This is a genomic window from Streptomyces sp. NPDC008139 (assembly GCF_042957025.1).
Lineage (GTDB): Bacteria > Actinomycetota > Actinomycetes > Streptomycetales > Streptomycetaceae > Actinacidiphila.
Genome location: NZ_JBIBHM010000006.1, coordinates 491,114 through 514,884, shown reverse-complemented (window position 1 = coordinate 514,884; position 23,771 = coordinate 491,114). Strand labels below are relative to the sequence as shown.

Sequence of the window (23,771 nt, the reverse complement as noted above, 5' to 3'; positions counted from 1 at the left end):
ACAAGAAGCACGGCATGAACGTGCAGGTCCTCACCGATCCCTTCGGCCGTCTGCTATGGGCCTCACCCGCGCTGCCCGGAGCCGTCCACGACATCCGCGCAGCCCGCGAGCACGGCATCATCGACGCCCTTGCACAGGCCGACGTCCTGTGCTGGGCCGACAAGGGATACCGAGGAGCCGGCGGCACAATCCGCATCCCGTACTGGGGACGATGGGAGACCCTTTCCCCAGGCCAGAAGGCCGTCAACCGTTCCCATGCGAAGATCCGCGCTCTCGTCGAGCAAGCCATGGCCACGCTGAAGTCCTGGCGCCTGCTCCGCAAACTACGCTGCTCCACCACCCGAGTCACCGCCCTCGTCCAAGCCATCCTCGCCCTGCATCTGAGCAGCTCAGGCCGATGATGGAAAAGGCTCAATGCCAATGCCTGTCGAGAGGTGGTGAGCGGGCCGGTGCCCGGGTGCGCCGCCCCTGCTATGGAGCGGGACACACCCGGGCGCCGGGCTCAGGTGGTGATCCGCACAGTTCCCCATGAGGTGTCCGGCCACATGTCACCGACGTTGGTGAAGCCCCCGGCGCCATTGCCTTGGTAGAGACGGAGAGATCCGTCACCAGCGATGGCACCCAGGTCTGCCTTGCCGTCACCGCTGAAGTCGCCGGGAATGATGTCCCGAATATTGGACCAGTCCAGGCTCCCGGATTCCACGGCGGCAGCGAGATGGCCATTCCCGTCGCCCTTGTAGAGGCGCAACACCCCGTCGGACGTGTGGATGGCCAAAAGGTCGCTGTTACCATCGCCATTGAAGTCGCCACCGGACAGGAGACGCATCCCGCTCCAAGAGTTGTCGCCCCAGAAATCTACAGGCGGCTTGAGCGTGCCGTCTCCGTTGTTGACGTAGAGGTGAAGGGTTCCATCATTCCAGACCGCGACAAGATCGGTAAGGCCGTCGCCATTGAAATCTCCTGCCGTCATCTCCCTTACGATTCCCCAGTTGTTGCTGCCGGGGAAGAGCTTGGCGTTGCCCTCAAGACCGCCCGTCCCGGTGCCGTCGTAGCGATGCAGCGACCCGTCGTCCCAGGCAGCGATGATGTCGCTCCGGCCGTCACCGGTAAAGTCTCCGGCGACCATGAGCCGGACAATGCTCCAACCCGAGTCCCAGATCTGTTTGCCACTGGTCAGCTTCCCGGAGCCCTGACCGGTGTACAGGTGCAAAGTCCCGTCATTCCAGCCGGCGATGATGTCGGCTTTGCCATCGCCGGTGAAGTCGTCCGTCGGCGTCATGGTCTGAACGTGCACACGCGTCCCCAGCTTTCCGGGCGTGCTACCTGCCGGGAAGTAGGAAATGTTGTGGACAGCTTGAGCATCGATCGCCCACAGGTTGGGGGATGCAGCGCCCGCATTGGCTGCGCCTGCTGACACGATGCTGCTGATACTGCCGACGCCCCAACCAGTTGAAGCGGCGACCACCTTGGCGTTCGGATCGGCACCGGCAGGTGAGTCGGATGCACCGGTGTAGAGGGTGAGTGAGCCGGAGGAGGTGTTCCTTGCCCACAGGCTTGCCTGTCCGTTCACGACACCCGCATAGGCAATTTCCGTGTTCAGGAAGCCACTGTTGATGAGCCGCGGCGTGTCGAAGGTTCCGTACGCGGCCGTGCCAGCGGCCCAGTAGAGCCCGCCGTCATCGGTGACGAGCCACAGGCCGGGCATGCTCTGCGCTGCATACTGAGAATTGTCCGCAGCAATCTGAGTTACATGTGACCACTGGATGGCCGGGATATCAGCGCCGGTGCCCGGATCCTGGCCCGGTGAAAGGATCGCGGATTGCTTGAGGTCCGCGCATCCATCCGGACTCGTGGAGCACGGCACCGGCTCACCGTCTCCGTTCCCCTCGTAGATGTTCGCCTGGCCATTGGCGCTGAGGACGAGGATGTCCTGCTCCGTCATTCCGCGGAACGCGCCGACTGCGGTCTTCGCGCCTGTGAAGTCCGCCACCGGAGCGTCCGGAGCCGTGGACCACAGGTTCACCGGAGTCGCCAAACCACCGTTACCAGTCCCTGGATACACCCGGAGGTTGCCGTCGGCTCCCGGTGCGACGAGGTCGGGCTTGCCGTCGGCGGTCAGGTCTCCCGTGGCGTCAGGAGTCGTCGGAGGAGCGGTATTGAAGTCGAAGTCGTTCGCTGGCGACTCGTTCCCCGCCTTGTCCACCGCGTAGACGAACAACTGATCGCGGACGAATCCCATCGGAACAGCATGCAGCGTCGCACTCTGTTTGCCCGCGTCAGGCTTGACGGTGAGCGGCGGGTTGACCGTCGGCGGCGCAGTTCCCCAGTTGTACGCGTAGTAGGCGATATCCGTAGCGCCGGTCGGCGGAGTGATGTCGAACTCGAGCTGTGTACGTGCCGGTGGGGTGAGGGGCGACGTGCCATCGCCCGGATTCGGATAGATATCCGGAGATGTGATGCTTGGCGCGCCTGGCGCCGTGGCATCCACCTTGAAAGTCCTGGTGACGACGGATGCCGGGTGGGCCGTGTCACCGTCGTCGGCCTGGGCGGTCCATGTGTACGTGCCGGTGGGCAGGTAACCCGCACGCCAACTGATCGTCCCCTGTTGGGTGACAGTGGTGTTGAGTTCTACCGGCTGTGCCGGTGATCCGGCTACCGGGTAGACCGTCTTGCCGCTGCTGTCCTTGCCGGTGAGCGTGAACTTCGCCTGAAGCGGGGCTCCGGCGTCCGCGTCGTAGACACTGGCGTTGAGAAAGACTGTCGTGTGCCCGATAGTGCTCGCGGAAGGGCTGGTGGTGGCTGACGTCACCGTCGGGACGGTGTTGTATTCGACGGTGACGGTGGGGTTGCTGGCGAAGCGTCGGAAGTTCAGGCCGCTTCCCTCGTCGGCAGATGTCGCGCTCAGCATCAGTCCGACGGACGGGAGTTTGCCGTCGTGCGCCCGGGTGAAGGCGTCCTTGACGTTGAAGCCCTTTGACGGAGCGGAACTGCACGCGCTCCCGTAGGACTGAGTGTCCTGAAGGGTGATGTCCAGTGGCCTTTTGTCCCATGTGGTGGAGCTGCTCAGAGCCCCCTTGAAATAGAAGGCGTTGACGTTGGACGTCACCGAACAGGACGCGGAGTAGACCTCCTGCGCTTTGAACGTGGCGCTGATCACCCGTGCGGAGGTGTTCAGCAGATGCGTGTCGGTTTTGAATTGGTAGAGGGCACGTTCAACACCGATACAGCCGCTGAAGTCGTTGAGTCCCACGCCGGGGGTGTTGTACGGAGCGGTGGAGGAGTTGAGGGCGTTCTTGCTCGGGCAGCCCTGCTGGATCTCGTCGTACGCGGTCTTGGGATCGTTGCCCGGCATCGGGTTGAAGTCCGGGTCGATGTAGACCGGGTAGTGGGTGTCCGCCCCGCGCAGGACCTCACTGTCGGGCGTGAGGGTGAGATGCCCGTCCTCGACGTGGGTTGTGACGGTGCCCGTCTTGGCCCCGACACCGGGTTCCGTGGCGGACGACCGGGCTGTCCCGTCCGCGGTCGGACCGTCAGCAAGAGGAGTTGTTCGTGCCGACCTCGCGGCTCCTGCCTCACCGCTTACTGTCGACTGGGTGCTGGAGTCCCACATGCTCGCCGTGGGAGAGCTGAAGACCGGGGCGCCGTCACGGTCGGACACCAGGACGCCGCCGTTGGCCTCGCCGCTGAGGGTCAGGCCAGGAGCGCTGGTGTCCAGGACAAGGGTGGAGAGCGCGGGGTTCGCGGCAGCGGCGGCGTTCTTGACGACGAGGACTTCGGCGAGGCCGCCCAAGGGGCTGACCGTGGCCTGTAGGTCGACGCCGGGCAGCACGTCGGGGTACGTGGCCGTGGAACCGGAAACAGTCGGCGTGGGCAGGGAGCCGGGCCAGGAGAGGTCCAGTCGACGGCCCACGGAAGTCATCGCTGCCAGGGGCGCGGTGCCACCGCCGGACAGCGAGATTCCTGAAGGAACAGCGCCGGGGTGGAGGCTGCCGTCCGGAGCCGTGTGCAAGGTGGTGTCGACCGGCGTCCAGGAGCCCGCGCGCAGGACACGGGTGGGATAGACGGATTCGGTCACGGTGAGCGTGCCGGTCGGATTGGCGGTTACCGACTCGGTCGCTGTGGTCAGCGACGGAATGTCGACGGGTGCCCCTGTGCTCTTGGCTTGCGCGACCGCAACGGCCGCCGCGTTGCCCGAGGTCGGGCGGCTGGCCGAGGGCGCGGTGTCCGCTTGGGCGAGCACCGGAACGGTCAGGGGAACGAGCCCCGCCGCCAGCATCGCCGCGCCGAGTGCCGCTCGTGACATGCGAACAGGTTTGCCGCGGCGGTGATTTGGCGCACGGCGGCGCGTATTGATGGGCATGAGCCCCCCCTTGTTCCTGGTGGCACCTACGGCCGCCTGGTGATCTGTCGTGCCTCTGCCACCGACCCCCCGGTCGGCTGTGATCGCAACAGACGCGTGGGCACATTCGCCCGTCAGCGTTGAATCTTCACTCAGAAATGTTCAAGAAATAGTCATGCACTGTTCAAGAATCTTCCCTGGGCCTCCCCGTGAGCTGGGATGACTCATACGGTTCGCAGGCTTGACGATCTCTGGGGAGGGGTTTTTATGTCTGCGCCATGGGGGGGCAGGTCCAGCCGCTGGGCCGGAAAACGGCGTAATGCGGGGAGGCGGTCGGCGAGAGTGGCGCAGGCCACGGTTCTGGGCCTGGTGGTGTCGCTCCTCGGAGTTCCGGCGGTCGCGTCGGCCGCTCAACCGCCACTTCCGAATGCGCCGTTGACCAAATCCGTGACGGTGCACGCTCTTCCGCACGGAACGACGGCGCCGTCAGCCGCCTCGTCGTGGCGTCCCCAAACCGTACGCTGGCCGACCGCAGCTTCAGGCACGGCAGACATCGGGGCGCCCAGTCCCCAGGTCAAGTCGGCGCAAGCGAAGAAGCCGGACGTCGCCATGGCCAACGGCACCGCCGGCTGGACACGGGTGGGCAAGCTTCCCGTGCTGGTGAAGTCCGGAAAATCCTCGAAGGCGGCAAAGTCGGCGAGCTCGGCGGCTCCCTCTGCTCCGACGCACGTCACCGTCCAGCTTCGCGACCACGACGCGGCCACCGAAGCCGGGGTCAACGGCTTGCTGTTCACCGCGAGCGTCCCCGCAGGATCGGCCGACGAGCCGCTGTCAGTGGCGGTGGACTACTCGGGCTTCAAGGACGCGTACGGCGGCGACTGGTCCTCCCGGCTCCGTCTCGTACAACTGCCACCGTGCGCCCTGACCACTCCCGCCAAGCCGGAGTGTCAGGCGCAGACTCCGGTTGCGGGCGGCAGCAACGACGTAACCGGCTCGCAGATCACCGGCACCGTCCGCGTTGCCTCCACCAACGCGGACCTTCCCGCGGACCAGGCACACAATCTGGCCACGCCGGCAACGCCTGGTGGGAACACCATCCTGCTCGGCGCGACGGCCGGCAATTCGAGCGGCGGGGGCGACTTCTCGGCCACGCCCCTCTCACCCTCGGGTTCGTGGTCGGCGGGCGGCGACAGCGGAGACTTCACGTACTCCTATCCCATCGCCGTGCCGCCCACGCCGGGTGATCTGACGCCCAATGTGGACCTGAGCTACTCCTCACAATCCGTCGACGGGCGGCTTCCGTCCACCGACAACCAGCCGAGTTGGATCGGTGAAGGCTGGGACTACTCCCCAGGCGCCGTCACCAGGTCGTACGTTCCGTGCAAGGACGACCCCGCAGGCACCGCTCCCAAGACCGCGGACAACTGCTGGGACGGGGAGATCCTGCACATCGTCTTCAACGGCCAGTCCGAGGACATCGTCTACGACGCCTCGACGCCCACGCACTACGCCCTCTCCGCCGACCCCGCGGCGAAGGTCGAGCTCAAGGTGTCGGGCACGACCACGCAGAACGACACCTACGACGGCGACTACTGGAAGATCACCGACGACGGCAAGACGTACTACTACGGCCGCAATTCCATTCCCAGCTACGGAACCACACATTCCGCCTGGGCCGTGCCGGTGTACGGCGCCCACACAGGCGACCCCTGCAACAAGTCGACCTTCGCCACTTCCTGGTGCCAGCAGGCATGGCAATGGAATCTCGACGAGGTCGTCGATGAGCACGGCGACACGATGGTCTACTACTACAACCAGCACACCAACAACTACGGGGCAAACGGCGCCACGACGGGCGTGAAGTACACCCGCGAGGGCTGGCTGGACCACATCGACTACGGGCTCGGGAACGGCAACACCACCGCGCCACAGCGGGTCCAGTTCACGGTCGGAGACCGCTGTGTCTCCGGTACCTGTGACCCGATCGGCTCCAACACCGCCAACTGGCCTGACGTTCCGTGGGATCTCAACTGCGACAACGGCGCTTCCTGCGCCATCCACTCCCCCTCGTTCTTCTCGACCTTCCGTCTGAAGTCGATCGCCACCCAGATCTACGACTCGACGGCCAAGAAGTACAAGGACGTCGACGAGTACACCCTGTCGCAGAGCTTCCCGAACCCCAATGACGGCAACCAGAAGCCGGCTCTGTGGCTCGACTCGATCACGCGCACCGGCAACACGGGAGCGCTGCCCCTTCCGCCGGTGAAGTTCTCCTACATCAGGCTGGCCAACCGCTTCAACATCCGTGATGGTTACGCGAATCTCTACAAGATGCGCATCGCCGGAATCACTACGGAGTCCGGCGAATCGGTCAGCGTCAACTACAAGGCGCCGAGCGGATGCAGCACGGCGACCGTTCCCTCGACGAACACCACGGCATGCTTCCCGATGTACTGGACTCCGGACGGCCTTCCCACGCCGTTCCTCGACTGGTTCAACAAGTACGTCGTGTCGTCAGTCACTCAGAACGACAGCACAAAGGCGTCGCAGGAGAGCACTGTCACCTCCTACGACTACAGCGTCGGCAAGGCGGCCTGGCACTACGACGACAACGAGGTGGTCAAGGCCAAGTACCGAACGTACGGGCAATGGCGGGGATACAGCGCCGTCAGGACGCTCGTCGGCGACGCCACCGAGGGACAGACGGTCTCGGAGACCCGGTACTACCAGGGGATGAACGGCGACGCTCTGCCGAGCGGCTCCACTCGCTCCGCAAACGTCACCTTGTCGAGCGACGTCAGCGTGTCCGGCGAGGCAACGTCCGTCACCGACAGCGCGGAACTCGCCGGCAGCGTCCGTGAGACCGTTGTTTACAAGGGCACGACCGGCCCGGCGGCGACCGCCGTCGTCAACGACTACTGGGTCAGCGATTCGAAGGCGACCCGTTCCCGCACCGGACTGCCGGCGCTGGAAGCCAAGATGGTCCGCAACGCTGCGATCACCAACGCCACCGCGGTGACATCCGCTCCACAGACGTCCTGGCGCATCGGCCGCGTGTCATACGCCTACGACGAGGTCACCGGTCTGCTGCACTACACCGACGACCAGGGCGACATCGCGAAGCCGGCTCAGGAGACCTGTGCCACCACCTCGTACGCGCCGGTCAACGCGGATCTCAATCTGATCGGTCTGGTCAGCGAGGTGGAGACGGTCCAGGGCAACTGCGCCACCGGTGACTCCTCCACCTCCAGCGGCTTCGGCGCACCCACCGGAGTCAACCGCCCCAACGATGTCATCTCCGACATCCGCACCTACTACGACACGTCCGCACCGACTTCCTGGCCGCCTTCCCTTCCGGCGTCACAGACCACACCGACTCTGGGCGAGCCGACAATCGTCGCGCAGGCACAGAATTGGTCCGGCGGAGCATTCACCTATCAGTTGAAGTCCGTTGCCGCCTACGACTCTTACGGCCGCGTGAGCAGCGGATGGGACGCGCTGGGCAACCTGACGAAGACCGACTACGTCACCGCCAACGGTCAGACGACAGGCTTTACCGTCACCAATGCCAAAACCCGGGCAACGACGAGCACTCTCGACCCCACACGGGGCCTTCTCACCAAGGAAGTCGACCCGAACGGCGCGACGACCGAAACCGCCTACGACGCGCTTGGCCGTACGACAGGGGTCTGGCTTCCTGGCCGATCCAAAGCAACGCAAACCGCCAACTACACCTATACCTATCTGACATCGAGCACCGTCCCCTCGGCCGTCACCATGAGGCAGTTGAACGAGGGCGGCGACTACACCACATCCGTCGAGATCTACGACGGCCTTCTGCGCCCGCGTCAGACCCAGAGCCAGACCCCGCAGGGTGGACGGCTGCTGACCGATACCTTCTACGACAGCCGCGGGCTGAACTGGAAGACCAACAACGCCTACTGGGACGGCTCCAGCGCCCCTGGCACCGCCCTGGTCGGGACCACTGACCCACAGGTCACCGACCAGGTGCTGACCACGTATGACGGCCTCGCTCGCCCGGTGCTGACCGTGTCCCAGGACAAGGGCACGGTCAAGGAGAAGGCACAGACGGTCTACGGCGGCGACCGCGTCACGACCATCCCGCTGACCGGCGGAACCACGACGACCACCGTCACCGACGCGCGTGGCCGCACCACCGAGACCGACGCTTATCAGTCGACTCCCACCGTCACCGGCGACCAGATCATCGGCGGCAGCCCCGCTTCGACGAAGTTCACCTACGACGCCTCGGGAAGCCACGGCCAGAACTCGGCCATCACCGACCCCGGCACGAACCTGCGCACGTACGCCTACAACCTGCTGGGCGAGAGGATCTCGCAGACCGATCCGGACACCGGCACGACGACGATGCGTTACGACGCCGACGGACGCATGACGTCCACCACGGACGCCCGCGGCAAGACGATCTCCACCACCTATGACGAACTGGGACGCCAGACCGCCCGGTACGACGGGCCCGACGCCGCGTCGCCGAAGCTCGCCGAGTGGAGCTACGACAACACCGCGGTTCCGAACAGCCTCGGCCGGTTGACGTCTTCCACCCAGTACGACTCGTCCGGCAACGCCTACATCCAAGCAGTCAACGGCTACAACGTTCAGGGAAATCCGACCAAGACCACGACCACGATCCCGGCCAGCGTCTCCGGCCTGGCCGGCTCCTACAGCTACTTCCACGGATACACGCCCAACCTCGGGCTGCCTCTGTCCACGACCTACCCGGCGGTCGGCAACCTCCCGTCGGAGAAGGTCTCCTACGGCTACAACTCCATGGACATGGTCGACTCCGTGGGCGGTGTGTCCACGTACACCCGCGACACGACGTTCGACGCCTACTCCCGTGTGTCACAGGTCATCGACGGCGCTGCCGTGGCCAACAGCGCGGTGTTCACCAACACCTACGACGAGCACACCGGGGCGCTGAACAACACCAATATCAGCCGCTCCGCCGCTCCGCAGAACATCCAGGACACGACCTACACACGTGACTTGGCGGGCGACATCACCAAGATCACGGACAACCGTCTGGGCGCCGCGACGGACACTCAGTGCTTCGCCTACAACGGCCTCGGGCGCCTCACCGACGCGTGGACGGCGACCGACAACTGCGCCGGTGCCCCCACCACCGCCGGTGCCAGCCCCACGGTCGGCGGCGCGGACCCCACGACCACGTACTGGACCTCCTGGACCTTCGACGTGGACGGCAACCGTAAGACCCAGGTCAATCACGGAACTTCGGGTATCAGCGCCGACAGCACCACCACGTACTCCTACGGCAAGCCCGGCAATCCCACAGCCCAGCCCGACACCCTCACCGGCGCGCAGACCACCGCCCCCGACGGCACCGTCACGGGCAGCAGTTACACCTACGACGACGCCGGCAACACCACGATCCGCACCACGACGCCCGGCACGGACACGCTGTCCTGGAACGACGAGGGGCAGATCGCAAGCCTCAAGACCACGGGCCAGGACAACCCCACGACCTATACGTACGACGCCGACGGCAATCAACTCCTCCGTTCAGACCCGGACGGCAAGACCACGCTCTTCCTCCCCGACCAGGAAGTCGTCTACGACTCGTCTGTCACCGGCTCGGGTGCGACCACCGCCACGCGCTACGTAGCCCTCCCCGGTGGCGCCACTTGCACCCGCACCGGCCCCGGCAACGCCTACAGCTACATCGCGTCGAACGACCAGGCGACCGGCACCACCAGCCTGACCTCGACCGACGAGACGCCCACGTTCCGGCTCCTCGATCCGTACGGCAATCCGCGCGGCACGCAGCCGACCGGCTGGCCCGGCGACAAGGGGTTCGTGGGCGGTACCCACGATCCGACGACCGGCCTCACGCGCCTCGGGGTACGCGACTACGACCCCACTCTCGGGCGCTTCACCTCGGCCGACCCGCTCTTCGAAGCCACCGACCCCAACCAGATCGGGGGCTACGCCTACGCGGGCGACAGCCCGGTCACCTCCAGTGACCCCAGCGGTCTCCAGTCGGGCGACACCGGCGGAGGCGGTAATCGCGTCCACCACCCCGCTTCCGACTGCCCGCCCTTCTGCAGCGTCGACGATCAGCCCCACGGCCCCAGCGGCCCCCACGGCGCCAACCGGAACCCCGACGGCAGCGAAGGTGGCGGAGACGGCAACTACAGCGACACGGTTTCCGCCGACTCGCCAAGCTCGAATGATCCCGGCGCGGTGGGGTCGCAGCTTTACGGCGGGGGCAAGAACAAGACCGGAACCACTGGAGCCGGCGGCTACTGGCACCCGCAGTACAAGGGTCACAACGTCTGTTACGGCCGCACCGGCTGCACCATGGCGTACAACTACCTGCTGCGCCACCCGAAGGATGTCGCGGGCGCAAAGGAAATTGCCGCCACCTACTGCATCGACCACCTTTCCGATTGTCAGCACGACGCTCAGCAGTGGGACTGGACGGTTGAGCAAGAAACCAATCTCCCGCTGATTCTGGAGTTCATGGGAGCTCCCGAATTTGGTGAGAGCAAGGCGAGCGCCTGCGGGAGAAACAGCTTCACCGCGGACACCAAGGTCCTCAAATCAAACGGTGAGATCGTCCCGATAGCGTCGGTCAAGTCCGGTGACCGGGTCTTGGCAACGGATCCGATCACGGGAACCACCCACGCGGAGACCGTCACCGACGTCATCGTCACCAAGACGGACAAGGACTTCACCGACGTCACGGTCAACGTCGGCGACGGCTCCCGCACCATCACCTCAACCCAGCACCACCCCTACTGGGACGCCACCGACCACGAGTGGAAGAATGCCGCCGACCTTCACCCCGGCGACAAACTCCGCCAGCCCAACGGCACTCTGATCACCGTCGCAGCAGTCCGCAACTACCAGCACAGCGAGACCACCTACAACCTCACCGTCCACCGCCTGCACACGTACTATGTACTCGCTGGTCAGACACCGGTCCTCGTTCACAACAGTAACTGCCCGACCGCATCGAAATACGAGGACATCACGAGTCCCGGCGCCCGCATGCTGAACAAATCGACAGACGTGGGCCCCGTGGACTTCGGAAAGAATCTTGAGGCCAATGGGTGGAGCCGCACCGAAAAGGGCCCGAACCTCATGTACGAGAAGGATGGGGCAAGGTATTTCCTTCGAGGGAAGGCGAACAGCCACAAGGGGTGGACGGCTGACTACTACAATCCGGGGTCTAAGAAGGCCGACATCAAGATCAGGCTGGGTGAGGACTAATGGCAGAGGCAGGTTCGATAGTGATCGATCGCAACGGCTATCTGGGTGTTCGCTCCCGTAGTGCAGCCACCTTCGATCTTGATGCCAGGCTGCCTGGCCAGGTCTTCAAAGAGGGTGTGGAGGGCTCGCTGTTCTGTGAGTTCGATGCGGTCCTCACCCCGGAATTCTGGCCGGCGCTCTGCGCGATGGCCCGGTGGCATGGCGACAGTCACGTCGAACTGCTGGTTCTTGAGCCGGATTGCGATGACTTCTACCGTCCGGAGTATCGGATGTATCCGGCGTTGTCGTTGTCCGTAGAGGCTGACATGGACAACTACTGGGCGGCGATCGGTCACGAGCCGGACGGTGACATCATGGGGTCGATTGCAATCTCTGCGAACGTCATCGCTGTGACCGGAGCTTCCGGAAGATGGGGATGTTGGGGTGAAAGAGATCCCGAGATTGCAGTTTTCCGGGGGTTTCCCAACGTGGCCGCACGGAATGAATGGCGCGCGCAGTTCGGGCCCTTCCTGGAGGTGTCAGGCGCTCTGGAGTCGTATCTCCCACTGACCTTCGCGGGTCGGACCGTCCCGGACGAGTACGCCGCAACCCTGACCGCCAACTATGGACCTCCGAGCGGTAGGCGGCCGTAACGGCACGGAGCATCCCGCCGATGTTTCGGCGGGATGCTCCGTCGGCATCATGGGAACCAAGACTCCTCGTCGAGTTCCATGATCCGGCCCAGGTGCCGAGCCCCGCACAGAAGTACGCTTATGCAAATAGGAAGCCCCGTCAGGTGAGTCCGGGCGGGGCTTTTGTGCGGGGTGACGGCAGTAGTTGACGGCAACGTCAGCGGACGAGAGCGGCGCAAGGTGGCGGTTCGTCGCCATTGGAGCTGGCCGTCTCGTTGATCCCACCACTGCTGAGCGCGGTGCTGAGGGTGTCGATGGCGTCGCGCTGGAGGCGGATGCGGACGTGGGCGTAGACGGTGGCGGTGACGCCGATGTGGGCGTGGCCCAACAGCTCCTTGATAACGACGAGTTCCACTCCTTGCTCCAGGAGGAGGGTGGCCGCCGAGTGGCGGAGGTCGTGGAACCGGATGCGGCGGAGTCTGGCCTGGCGGAGCAGGATGTTGAAGTGCCGGGTGAGGGTGGACCCTTCGATCGGGGCGCCGTCGGGGCGGGTGAAGACGTAGCCGCTGTCCTTCCAGCCCGTCCCCGCCGCCTCGCGTTCCTTGCGCTGTCGGTCGCGGTGCTGTTCGAGGGAGCGCAGACACGGCGTCGGCAGGGCGATGCGTCGTTCGGAGCTCTTGGTCTTGGTCGGGAGGGCGGTCAGCCCGCTGGAGTTGGTGCGTTGGAGGGTGCGTCGGATGCTGGCGGTTCCGCCGGCCAGGTTGAGGTCTTCCCAGCGCAGGCCGAGGAGTTCGCCCTTGCGGAGCCCGGTGTGCAGAGCGAGTTCGAACAGCGGCTGCAACCGGTGACCGTTGGCGGCGGCCAGGAACTTGCGGGCTTCGTCGGCGGTGAGGGGTTCGAAGCGGCGGGGGCGGGGTGTGCCGGTGCGGACGTTGCGGGCGACGTTGCGCGGGATCTCCTCCTCACGCACGGCGTGCTCCAGGGCGGATTTGAGTACGGAGTGCACGTAGGCCAGGGTCAGGGGCGAGAGCCGCTTGGAGCAGCACTTTCCGGCGGCACAGCAGAGGGCTCGGGCGCGGGCGGTGTCGAGGCCGCGGGTGCAGCACTGGCAGGTGGTGCGGAGTTGGTTGAACCAGGTGCGGACGTCCTTGGCGGTGAGCTTGGCGAGCTTCTTCCGTCCCAGGCCGGGGATGAGGTAGAGGCGGGTGACGGCGGTGTAGCGGGTGTGGGTGTTCTCGCGGAGCTGGTGGACGGCGACCGCGTCGAGCCAGTACGTCAGGTACGCGGCCAGGCTGCCCTGAGCGGACGGGACGGGGAGGCCGCGGTTGCTGGCGGAGATCTTCTCGGTGAGCTTGGCCAGGGCTTCCTTGCGGGTGGTGCCGTAGACGCGGATGCGCTTGCGGGTGTTGCCGGGGGCGAGGACGTATCCGGCGGCTTCCCAGCGGCTGTCCTTGCGCTGGTAGACGGTTCCGTCGCCGTTGGCGCGGACGCGGCGGGAGGCGGGGGTGTCGCGGGGCGTGGTCATCAGGCGGCGTCCTGTTCGAGGCGGGTGCGGATGAAGTCGGTGAGGGCGTGGGTGGGGATGCGGCGGGCGCGGCCGAGGGTGATCGAGGTGAGCTGGCCGGTGCGGAGTAGGTCGTAGACGGCGGAGCGGCCGAGCTGGAGGCGGGCCATCACCTGGGGCACCGTGAGCAGATCCAGCACCGGGGTCGCCTCCGTACGGAGGACGGTGGGCGGGGGCGAGATCATCAGCAGCCCCCTTCCGCGATGAACTGCCGTTCCATTTCCTTGCGGTGCCACACGCCGGCCGCGAGGAGCGCGGCGCCGGGGCTGTAGCCCGAGCCCAGGTAGTCCCACCGACCGACGACGAGCGTGGTCGTCGGGTCCGGCTCGGGCAGGCCGGCATGAGTGCGGGCCTGTTCGGTACACCAGGCGCGGCGGGCGTCGCGCAGCGCGCCAAGGGTGGTGGAGTAGCTGCGGGACTTGGTGGAGAAGTGGCCCCGGAAGCCGAGCATGTGCGCCCACTTCCAGAGCTTGAGGTGAGCGAACTCCGGCAGCCTGCCCAGCTCCCAGCAGGTGCGGATCATCTGCCGGACGTGCCGGGCGACGGGTAGCCGGGACAGCGGGCGAGCCTGCCCGGTCCCATCGCACGCGGTGCACGGGAGCGGCGTCCCGTGGGGCAACACGGTGGCGCCGCGTCCCTGACAGGGGCGGCAGAACAGGGTGTGGTCGAGGGTGCCGGAGGCGTCGGCGGACTTGGTGGCGTACTTCGCCACGTAGGCGGCCACGGCCTGGTCGGTGAATTCGGCGTCAGTGCCGAAGGCCGCGATCTCGCGCACGTCGAACTGTTTGCCCCAGCCGAGTTCGCGATCCCCGACCGCATCCGACTCCACCGTGACGCGGACCCGCGCGGCGGCGGCGCGGGCGGCCTTCGTGAGTACGGCGACGGTGGCGTACGGCGGCGGGGGCTGGCTGCTGCCGTCCGGGCCGTCGAGTCGGATGACGGCATGGAAGTGGACCAGGCCGCGCTTCTGGTACTCGGCGACCTTGGCGAAGGACACGCGTAGGACGGCACAGGCGGCCTTCTGGGTCAGGCCGAGCCGGGCGGCGATCTCCCGACGGAGGTAGATCGTGAAGCGGGCCCACAGGGCGGAGGCGTGGGCGTTGAACAGGACCGCGCCCGTGTAGTCGTACGTCGCCGGGTTCAGCGGCGTGCCCAGCAGGGCGTCCGTGGGGTCGTGGAGCTTGCGACAGCGGCAGGGCCGGGTGTCGCCGCCGGGGGTGGTGGGGCGGTTGTGGACGGGGCCGAAGGAGGGGGCGGTGAGGGTGGCGAAGACGCGGGGGTGGGTGCGGACGGTGTCGGGCACGGTCTTGCCGCCGGAGAGGCCGGCGCGGATGAGGTGGTAGGTGTCGGCGGCGTAGAGGCGGGAGCAGGCCGGGCAGCGGGAGGCACGGCGGTTGCCGCACGTGGTGAGCAGGCTGCCCGTCGGCTCGTCGGAGGAGGTGTAGGAGCGCAGCACCTCACCCGTCGCCGTGTCGACGGTGGTGGTCTGTCCGGTCAAGCGGACGGGTTCGGTGCAGCCGCTGAGGCGTTCGATCTGCTGCTGTGCGCGGTCGAAGTCGGGGTGGTTGACGAGGTGGAGCAGGTCCCGTACGGCGGGGCTTGCCACGTGGCGCAGGTCCAGGGTGACCATTCGGGGTGTGTCCCTTCTGTCGGGTGGTGGCCCAGAGCAGCAACCAGCCCGTCAGGTAGGGGTGTTGGTGCTGCTCGGGGCATGACGAACCAGGCCCGGGGGCGGGCGTGGGTTCAGAGAGGGGGATTCAGCCGGTGAGGGCCGGTGCTCAGAGCTGAGCGAGTGCGGCGGTGGCCACCGGCAGGGCGATGCCCATGCGTGTGCCGAGGTGGGCGGCGGTGATTGTTGTTCCGTGCTCGGCGCGGTGGGTGTCCGCGATGCGCCGAGCGGCGTCCAGCAGGGCGACCGGCAGGGCCAGGCCGGAGGCGGGCCGAGTCGTCTCGGCGACTACGACGGGCTGAGCGACGGCCGGAGCCGGAGCGGGCTCGGCTTCCTCAACCGGGGAGAGGGCGACGACCGGGGCGGGCGTCGGGGGTGCGGGTGCTTCGTCGGGCACCGGCTCGGAGACAGTGGCGGCGGCCTCCGGGTGCGGGGTGGGACGGGTGTGGAACTGGGCGAGGAAAGCGGGGCCGACGTGGCCCCAGCCGAGGAGCAGGAGCGGGGCGACGGTGTCCAGGCAGGCCCGTCCGTAGCGTCCGGCCAGCAGCGGTTCGGCGGTGTTCAGGGCGAGGGTGAGCAGCCCGCACAGGTGCAGCAGCCGGGTGCCGGCCTTCAGCTCTGCCTTGGGGACGCCGCGCAGGGCCAGGAAGCGCAGTGCGACCAGGAGCCCGACGACGGACAGGTCGACCATGGGGGCGATCAGTGGCGCGATCGGGTGGGGGACGCCGAGTCGCAGGGCGAGGGCCCAGACGTTGCCGAAGGAGAAGACGAAGGCCAGGGCCGCGATGACCGCCATGACCACGGTCACGGTGCGCCGGGTGAACCGTTGCTCCGCCATGTCCTCAACCTCCTTTCCGGTGTGGGCTTTCGGGGCTACTTGGTGAGCGAGGGCAGGGGTGCCGTGGTCCGGCCGGTCGAGGCGAGGAGGGCGTCCAGGCGCAGGTCCGGGTCGACGGTCAGGTGCGAGGTGGCTTCGGCGACGCGGGCGGCGTCGGCGTCGGAGACGTAGGGGGTGCGGATGCGGGTGTAGCCGGGGCGGCCCTGCATCGCCATCACTGCGACGCCGACGTAGGCGGGGTCCTGCAAGGTGACCGGGCTGGCGTCGGGCCAGTTGCGGATGTCGTCACCCAGCGCGGCCACCGCGGCTTCCACGGTCTTCTGCGCGAAGGACAGCCCGATGGGGCACACGTCACGGATGAAGGTGGGGATGGCGTCACCAGTGGTCTTCTGGCTGATCAGGATCACCAGAATGCCGACGCTCCTGCCCTTCTTGACCAGGTCCTCCACCAGCCGGGCATTCTCCGCCGTCAGCGCGCCCAAACGTTTCGTCTCGGCGTCGCTGCCCTTGTACTCGCGGAAGAACGTGTGCGCCTCATCGATGATCAGAACCGTGAGCGGCCACTCCGGAGAAGGGCCGACGTGCCACATGTTCTTCACGCCCAGCACGTCCCGGATGGTCGCCGAGCGCCGCTTGCGCAGCTCCACCAGGCGCTTGAACAGCGCGTTGGCTTCATCGAGGTCGTCCCCGCAGAACGCGAACATCCGCTTGACCAGGTCGGCGTAGTCGCCCTCCGAGGCCCGCGACACCTTGCCGTCCGCCGTCACGAGCTGCACGGACGGAGACGGCGCGAAGTCACAGACGAACTTGTTGACCCCCGAGGTCTTGCCCGCACCCGGGACGCCGGCCACCGTCACCCCGGGCACATTGGCCAGGGACACGCACACCTTCGCGGCGTACTCGTCGATGCCCAGCTCCCAGCGCGTCAGGTCCACGGGCGGGAGTCCGGTGGGCCGGTGCGTCGTCGGCGTGGTCAGCGGGTCGGAGCGCACGCCCCGGATCACCACCCGCCCGGGGCCGTCCGGCAGGACGGACACCCGCGTGCACCGCCAGGCGTCAGCCAGGAACCGCGCCGACTTCTGGTACTCCTCCACCCCGACCTGCGGCAGTGTCTTCGCCCGCACGATCACCCCGAACCGGTCCGGCTTCACCTTGATCTTCGGCGCCAGCACCCGAGGCGCGGGGGCGGGGCCGTCCTTCTGCGCAGTGATCTGCGCGAGCAGGCCCGGGGTCTTGTCGGTGACCGTCAGCCCGGCCATCCGCGCGAGCCGTACCCAGCCCCAGCGCACCCGCACGGCCTGCCACATGCTGACCCGCGTGCCCCGGTCGGCCCGGACGTAGCGCACCACCGTCACCAGCAACCACGTGACCGTCAGCGCAACCGACACCAGCAGCGCGTACGACGCGTATTCCGTCACGGCTTCCACGTCAGACCCCCTCTTCGCGTTTCAGGCGGAACACGTGGCCCAGGTCGAGGCGGGCCGCGTGCTCCGGGTTCAGGCTGAGCAGATCGAGCACCGCAGACGAGGCGGAGAACGTGGCCTTTCCCTCGGTCCCCGGCATCGGCTGGAGCGGGTGCAACTCACGCTCCGGCACGGAGTTTTCGAAGCCGATCACTGGGCCGCCTCCACCGTCAGCAGCTCCAGGCGGGCCGCGCGGTAAGCGACACCGTCGGAGAGCTGACCGTTGAAGATCCGCGCCCACGGGGTCGCGAACAACTCCACCGGCCGCACCATCGCCCCCGGCTTGAGCCCGGCGGCCAGGCCGGTTTCCGGGACGGTGATCTTCAGGACCTCGGCGCGGCCGTCCTCCATGAGCATCACGGTCACTGTGTACAGCGACGCGCCGGTCTCCCGGTCGGTGGCGACCTCCCCGGTCTGCTGGTCCTTGATCTTCAGCGCCGGTTCGGTGCCCGCGATGCACACCGCCGACGGCAGCAGAGCAACGCGAATACGAGTCATGGCCATGCCATCACACCCCTTGTTCGGTGGAGCCGCTTGATCGACTCGCCATGAGCATAAGGAGATGATCGCATAACTTGCAACCCCGATGAAGTTGTGACTTCGGTGAGGTGGATGGGCGGCAAGGCGGGAAGCGCGGTGATCTACCTGTAGCGGCCTGCCGGGCAGGCGATACCGTGGGGTCATGACCCTGCCCTTGGACGAGGACTCCCGACCGCCGTATCTCCAGGCCGCCGCCGCTCTGCGGGACGCGATCCTGACCGGCGAGTTCACATCGGGCGAGCGCCTGCCTTCGGCGAACGTGCTCGGCGAGCGGTTCGGCGTCTCCAGTTCCACCGTCCAGAACGCCCTGCGGGTCCTCAAGCAGGAAGGGCTGGTCTACTCCCAACTCGGCCGGGGCAGCTTCGTGAACTTGACGGCCAGCGGAAGCGATACCCCGGCAGCCCCAGACGCGGACGGAGAGGAACCGGGCCCGGACTGGCCGGCCGATCTCATCCGCAACGACGACGGCCGCCCGCCCTACGTCCAGGTTGCCGACTTCCTCCGCCGCGACATCGCGGAAGGCACCTACCCTCCGGGCTCCCAGCTCCCGCCCGCCCGTGAGATCCAAGAGCGCTTCCAGGTAGCCAATTCCACCGCGCAGAACGCCTACCGAAGCCTCAAGCAGGAAGGGCTCGTGTACTCGGTCAAGGGCCGCGGTGTCTTCGTGCGCCAGGCCCCGGAGCCGGGAAAGCACCACGGGCCGATCACGAACTACCTGCTACGGGAGGAGATCGCCCGCGAGGCCCGCGCAGCCGCCGCCGACTTCGCTGACCTCACCGATGACGAGCTGCTGGCACGAGAAGCAGAGCTCGACCAGCGATGGGTCACGATCCGTGAGGAACACCAGCGGATCTTCAACGAGCGCCGGAAGGTCAAACGCGAGACGAGCCGACGCGGCTTGTTCCTACCACCGCTCCATGACGACGACGCCGACTCGGACGCGTCGCCGCGCGAGAAGCTCGAAACAGCACTGGCCGAATCGAAGAAGGGCCGGCAGCAGCGCCCCTGACGGTCAGCCCTGGCACCTCGGCCAGAAGCGGTGACAAGGGGAGCTGTTCAGAGTTTCTTTACTTGATCAAGGGCGTCCCGCTGACGCGGGCCGCCGCGCGCCGGCGGCCGGTGACCGCCGCCCGCTCCTGTCTACCGCCCCGCTGGCGACGGCCGCCGACCACTCGGCGCGCAGAGCCCGGGAGCATGTGCCGGACTACCAAACGGAAGCCCCGCTGTCCGACCACTCAGCAGCAGACCGGCCGGACCCCGAGAGGCCGTCTGGCGAGTTTGTGCCGTGCGGCGTCGGCACCCTGGCGGAGCCGTCGTCCAGAACGCCCGGGGCTGGGGCCGTGACGACGGAGATAACTGGGCGGATCCCGGTGCGGGGCTGAGCGAGACACACGTGGCGGGTGATCGGTCGGCGCACCCGCCGTCGTGGCTGACTTTCTGTGGCTGAGGCCAGAACCTCACGGCCATGGGCACGGCACGCACGTGAAGGCCCGTCCCTGCCGGGGCTGACGAGGACGGGGGAGCCTCGATCGGTCGCGCCCGGCAGGGACGGGAGTCGGGTAGGTCGACGCGGTGCGGCGCCTGGGCGAGGAAGGTGGGTCACGGCTGGCGCCAGGTCCGCCAGGGCCTGGTGATGATCTCCCGGTAGGTGTGGTGGGACGGGTTCTGGCCGCAGTGCCGCAGCACCCAGTCCTGCGGTTCGGCGAAGTCCTCGCTTGTCGGTGAGGTCTCTCCGTCCACGGCGCACTGCATCGCGTACAGCACCGGCTCCGCGTCCGGCTCGCGGTCGGGCTGGAGCGTCCAGGTCTCGTAGCGCAGGACCGAGCGAGGGGTCACCGTCCCCACCTCCGGTTGGCCACGGCCACCTTCGCGCTCAACTCCTCCGTCGGAGTCGGCGAACGTACGTCTTCGGGTGGCACGTCCCACTCCCGACCACCGCGCGGTGGCCGAAGCTGCACGTACGTCCCCACATGCCCCATCACCACGCCCACCTTGCCGTTCCGCCGGTCGACCACCAGGGCGCCAGCATCGGGCGAGACGGGGTGCCCGTCGGCATCAGGGGTGGGGGCCGTCATCGTGACCACCCCGGCGAGGCGGCGCGGGACCGGGCGTCCAGTCGCAGGGCGGGAACACGTGGGGTGGCGCTCATTCGCACGGTGACGCTCCTCGGCGGCGTTGATGCGGGCCCCTGGGCCTGTTGGTGCCGCAGGGTCGGCACCGATCCTCACGCCGGTCACCGGGACGAAGGAACCTCCACCAAACCCCACTCCAGGACGTCCTGCACCGTGTAGAACGTCCCTGGTGCCGTCCTGAGACGAAGGGGGAGACTCGTGCCGAACGAGAGACTACGAGCCGTCATGGCGGCGGGAGGCTGGACGTACGCCGCACTCGCTCAGCAGGTCGCGGTCGACCCCAAGTCGGTCGAGCGCTGGGTGAACCTCGGGCGTATCCCACGTCGTGCCACCGCCCTCCAGGCGGCCAAGGCCCTGGGAGAAGACGTGCACGCACTCTGGCCGGCGCTCCGCCAGGCCCGCCCCGCCCGCACCATCAGCCCCGAACTGGTGGCGCTCTACGAACAGCGGGCCGACCTCCCCGTCTCGACGTTCACCGACCTGATGGCCCAAGCCCGGGAACGGATCGACATCCTCGTCTACGCGGCCGTCTTCCTCCACGAGGCATACCCGCGGCTGAACGAACTCCTCACCGAACGCGCCGCCGAAGGCTGCACCGTCCGCATCGCGATCGGTGACCCCGACAGCGCCAACGTCCAAGCCCGCGGCCAGGAAGAGCGGTTCGGCCACGGCATCGAATCCCGCTGCCGCCTCGCGCTCATGCACTGCAAGCCGCTCGCTGACACCCCCGGCATCGAAGCCCGCACTCACGGCACCACGCTCTACAACTCCCTCTACCGCGCCGACGACCAGCAACTCGTCAACGCCCATGTCTGGGGCGTCAACGCGTACGCCGCCCCCGTGTGGCATCTTCGCCGGCACGAGACCGGCGGCATGTTCGACACCTATGCCGAGAGCTTCGACGCCGTGTGGACGACGGCAACCCCCGTATGAGAGGAAGGCTGACCGTGGCCCGCACCGAGTACTACGACGAGCCGAACGCGCCCAAGCCGAACAGCATGGTCGTCGCCGCGTCCGCCGTCGTCACCGACGGTCACGGGCGCATCCTCCTCCAGCGCCGCCGCGACAACGACCTGTGGGCTCTGCCCGGCGGCGGCATGGATCTCACCGACTCCCTGCCCGGCACGGCAGTGCGTGAGGTCAAGGAAGAGACGGGCCTCGACGTAGAGATCACCGGCCTGGTCGGCACCTACACCGACCCGAAACACATCATCGCGTACACCGACGGCGAGGTCCGTCGCCAGTTCAACGTCTGCTTCATCGCCCGCATCACCAGCGGCCGGCTGGAGATCTCCGACGAGTCCACCGAACTCCGGTTCGTGCCACCGGAAGAGATCGAGCAGTTGCCTATGCACCACACCCAACGACTCAGGCTCCAGCACTTCCTGGAACAGCGCGAGAAACCGTACCTGGGCTGAACCGTCTGACGGCAGTAGCGACGGCAACAACCCCGCACAGCCACGGACACCCAGGCACCTCACCGGACCAGCAAACCGCACTTGACCTGCGGAAAAGCAGGTCTAAGGCTTCGCGTAGCACACGTACTATGTACTCGCCGGAACCACCCCAGTACTCGTTCACAACTCGGCCTGTGGCCCCACTTACGAGAACCCCGGACATCACGATCCTGCGGGCGGTCCCAATGCCTACAATCCGAACAAGGGTGTGCTGCCGGCAGATGCTGAAGAGCAATTTGCTAACAGCATTCAGGTCGGCAAGGTGCGTTGGACTAAGATCGGCAAGGGGAAAAAGGCTATCTACTACCGGTACTCTGACTCCATAAACGACACTTGGCACTTCAGTGGAAGTAGTAATGGTGTTACCAAATCTGGCAACTCGGCTGCGATCCCAGAAGATGACATCCCCATCTCCGTTAAGAGGCGTTAGCTGTGATATCCATGACCGAGGACGGTCAATTTGGATTCCGTATAACAAAATTGGCCGGACAGCACATGTTCCAGTTTCAGCTAGTCATTGACGGCCATCTGGTGGGCGATCAAGAGCCGTGCATCATTGGATCGGCCATGGCTGCATTGGGAGAGCTCCCAAATCTGGACGATCAGAGACTTGATCTTCTGTCCTCGGATTCCGCCGCTGTGATCTCTGTTCTGGAATCTGACGCTGAGATACATGATGCTGCGACGCTATCGATTGCTGAGTCGCTAGATGGCTGGTGGCTCCGGGGATACGTGCATGGAGGAAAAGTTGTAATGTTGGCTAGGGAACGCCGACATGGTCGATCAATGGGTGCACTCTTGAGTTCGATTGTAGCCTGTGATGAGTACAAATCGGTCTACAAGGTCACCCGTGACTACTGGCTGAATGCCAGGGATTCGATGTAGCGGATCCCTACGAAAATGGTCGGGGTCCAGATGAGAACGCTCCCGCCTTGGCACACCTACGGACCCCCGCCACGCATATCAGCGGAGCAATCATACTTCGCCTGTGAAAAAGCAGGTGTACGGGTATCTCCTGCCAGCACACGTACTATGTACTTGCGGGCGAGACGCCGGTGCTGGTCCACAATTCTCGCGGGAATCTGTGCCCGCACCCAGACGCGGAAGGGCCCCACACGTCGTTTCGTCGCGACGGAACGACGGGGGAGATCGACCATTATGAATCCTATGATCGGCCGTCAGACCCCCGGGATCCGAGGCCGTTTATTCCGACGAAACGAGTCGACGTGAAGGGCAAACCTCACTACGACAAGCAGACTAAGACCAGAATTCCGACGCCGCACGTAAACCTTCCGGACGGATCGGCAATTCCTGCGGAACCCTGGGAAATCCCTAGAAGGAACCCATGATCTCGAACTTGAAGGTTCTCCAGCAGTGGTACGCAGCAGCCTGCGACGGAGACTGGGAGCACTCATACGGCATTCGAATCGAAACAACCGATAATCCTGGATGGATCCTCTCTGTCGACCTGACCCGAACCGCTCTTTACGGTCGCATTTGCGAGAATGAAGATCAATGCGCTGACGGGTCTTGGGCTTCGATAAAGAGCGACGGATTCGAGTTTGTTGCAGCGTGTGATCCAGGCTCGCTGGAGAGAGTGATCGGCTATTTCATCGAATTCGCTACTGTCGGATCTGAGTGATGGCTGACCGCTTGGTCGCAGGGGATGAAAACCCGGCTAGCAGATAGGTCCCGAGGGACCTTTGACGGCAGTCCGTGACGGCAACGTCGAGTGGGTGGGTGCGGCAAGGCGCCGCACCTGCCCCACTGTCTGAGCCGTGAGGGCGCCGGGGCCTTCTACCTCGATCAGGGGGGCCACGATGCTGTGCTGGGTTTGTCAAGGCAGGCAAGGTCCGTCCGTCGGGTACCTCTGAGGAGCCCGT

Annotated in this window: 18 protein-coding genes; 8 read left to right on the top strand and 10 right to left on the bottom strand. The window is 66.3% G+C overall.

Annotated features, from left to right (window positions below; all coding sequences use genetic code 11):
- Nucleotides 1-401: transposase family protein (locus ACFZBB_RS15800; RefSeq protein ID WP_391122210.1), on the top strand; the 401-nt coding region annotated here is incomplete at its 5' end.
- Nucleotides 402-502: 101 nt separating this feature from the next.
- Here the strand turns inward: ACFZBB_RS15800 and ACFZBB_RS15795 are convergent.
- Entirely contained in the window at nt 503-4,360 is a 3,858-nt protein-coding gene (locus tag ACFZBB_RS15795; protein ID WP_391122207.1) for an FG-GAP-like repeat-containing protein, read from the bottom strand.
- A 588-nt stretch (nt 4,361-4,948) separates the two neighbouring features.
- Between ACFZBB_RS15795 and ACFZBB_RS15790 the strand changes: the two genes are divergently transcribed.
- Both ACFZBB_RS15790 and ACFZBB_RS15785 read left to right on the top strand, forming a co-directional pair.
- Complete coding sequence (locus ACFZBB_RS15790) at nt 4,949-11,614, top strand: polymorphic toxin-type HINT domain-containing protein (RefSeq protein WP_391122204.1); 6,666 nt, start codon at nt 4,949-4,951, stop codon at nt 11,612-11,614.
- Nucleotides 11,615-11,634: 20 nt separating this feature from the next.
- The gene (locus ACFZBB_RS15785; RefSeq protein WP_391122201.1) at nt 11,635-12,246 is read left to right on the top strand and encodes a hypothetical protein; all 612 of its coding nucleotides are present in this window, start codon (nt 11,635-11,637) and stop codon (nt 12,244-12,246) included.
- A 196-nt stretch (nt 12,247-12,442) separates the two neighbouring features.
- On the opposite strand, the gene ACFZBB_RS15780 is transcribed toward ACFZBB_RS15785, so the two are convergent.
- From ACFZBB_RS15780 to ACFZBB_RS15750, 7 genes are all read right to left on the bottom strand, one after another.
- A complete protein-coding gene (locus ACFZBB_RS15780; RefSeq protein ID WP_391122198.1) occupies nt 12,443-13,750 on the bottom strand; it encodes a tyrosine-type recombinase/integrase in 1,308 nt (435 codons plus the stop codon).
- Nucleotides 13,750-13,974, bottom strand: coding sequence for a helix-turn-helix domain-containing protein (locus ACFZBB_RS15775; RefSeq protein ID WP_275533868.1), 225 nt, complete (start codon nt 13,972-13,974; stop codon nt 13,750-13,752). The genes ACFZBB_RS15780 and ACFZBB_RS15775 overlap by 1 nt, the downstream gene beginning before the upstream one ends.
- On the bottom strand, nt 13,974-15,419 hold the full coding sequence (locus ACFZBB_RS15770) for a replication initiator (RefSeq protein ID WP_391122193.1): 1,446 nt from the start codon (nt 15,417-15,419) through the stop codon (nt 13,974-13,976). The genes ACFZBB_RS15775 and ACFZBB_RS15770 overlap by 1 nt, the downstream gene beginning before the upstream one ends.
- A gap of 148 nt (nt 15,420-15,567) precedes the next feature.
- Nucleotides 15,568-16,296, bottom strand: coding sequence for a DUF2637 domain-containing protein (locus ACFZBB_RS15765; protein WP_391122191.1), 729 nt, complete (start codon nt 16,294-16,296; stop codon nt 15,568-15,570).
- Between the two features lie 35 nt (nt 16,297-16,331).
- Nucleotides 16,332-17,723, bottom strand: coding sequence for a cell division protein FtsK (locus ACFZBB_RS15760; RefSeq protein WP_391122188.1), 1,392 nt, complete (start codon nt 17,721-17,723; stop codon nt 16,332-16,334).
- A 1-nt stretch (nt 17,724) separates the two neighbouring features.
- Complete coding sequence (locus tag ACFZBB_RS15755; RefSeq protein ID WP_391122185.1) at nt 17,725-17,913, bottom strand: hypothetical protein; 189 nt, start codon at nt 17,911-17,913, stop codon at nt 17,725-17,727.
- Nucleotides 17,910-18,263: a hypothetical protein gene (locus tag ACFZBB_RS15750; RefSeq protein WP_391122182.1), complete on the bottom strand. Its 354-nt coding sequence runs from the start codon at nt 18,261-18,263 to the stop codon at nt 17,910-17,912. Before ACFZBB_RS15750 ends, ACFZBB_RS15755 begins: the two co-directional genes overlap by 4 nt.
- 190 nt (nt 18,264-18,453) lie before the next feature.
- Between ACFZBB_RS15750 and ACFZBB_RS15745 the strand changes: the two genes are divergently transcribed.
- The gene (locus ACFZBB_RS15745) at nt 18,454-19,308 is read left to right on the top strand and encodes a GntR family transcriptional regulator (RefSeq protein ID WP_391122179.1); all 855 of its coding nucleotides are present in this window, start codon (nt 18,454-18,456) and stop codon (nt 19,306-19,308) included.
- Between the two features lie 590 nt (nt 19,309-19,898).
- On the opposite strand, the gene ACFZBB_RS15740 is transcribed toward ACFZBB_RS15745, so the two are convergent.
- Together ACFZBB_RS15740 and ACFZBB_RS15735 are read right to left on the bottom strand one after the other, a co-directional pair.
- The gene (locus ACFZBB_RS15740; RefSeq protein ID WP_391122176.1) at nt 19,899-20,144 is read right to left on the bottom strand and encodes a hypothetical protein; all 246 of its coding nucleotides are present in this window, start codon (nt 20,142-20,144) and stop codon (nt 19,899-19,901) included.
- Nucleotides 20,132-20,383 (bottom strand): hypothetical protein, encoded by a 252-nt coding sequence (locus tag ACFZBB_RS15735; protein ID WP_327301724.1) that lies wholly within the window; start codon nt 20,381-20,383, stop codon nt 20,132-20,134. The genes ACFZBB_RS15740 and ACFZBB_RS15735 overlap by 13 nt, the downstream gene beginning before the upstream one ends.
- A gap of 273 nt (nt 20,384-20,656) precedes the next feature.
- Here ACFZBB_RS15735 and ACFZBB_RS15730 point away from each other — a divergent pair, with 273 nt between their 5' ends.
- From ACFZBB_RS15730 to ACFZBB_RS15715, 4 genes are all read left to right on the top strand, one after another.
- Nucleotides 20,657-21,364: an XRE family transcriptional regulator gene (locus ACFZBB_RS15730; RefSeq protein ID WP_391122286.1), complete on the top strand. Its 708-nt coding sequence runs from the start codon at nt 20,657-20,659 to the stop codon at nt 21,362-21,364.
- Nucleotides 21,365-21,378: 14 nt separating this feature from the next.
- Nucleotides 21,379-21,849: an NUDIX domain-containing protein gene (locus ACFZBB_RS15725; protein WP_391122173.1), complete on the top strand. Its 471-nt coding sequence runs from the start codon at nt 21,379-21,381 to the stop codon at nt 21,847-21,849.
- A gap of 480 nt (nt 21,850-22,329) precedes the next feature.
- Nucleotides 22,330-22,773 (top strand): hypothetical protein, encoded by a 444-nt coding sequence (locus tag ACFZBB_RS15720; RefSeq protein ID WP_391122170.1) that lies wholly within the window; start codon nt 22,330-22,332, stop codon nt 22,771-22,773.
- Between the two features lie 460 nt (nt 22,774-23,233).
- Nucleotides 23,234-23,530, top strand: coding sequence for an Imm53 family immunity protein (locus ACFZBB_RS15715; protein WP_391122167.1), 297 nt, complete (start codon nt 23,234-23,236; stop codon nt 23,528-23,530).
- Nucleotides 23,531-23,771: the final 241 nt, after the last annotated feature.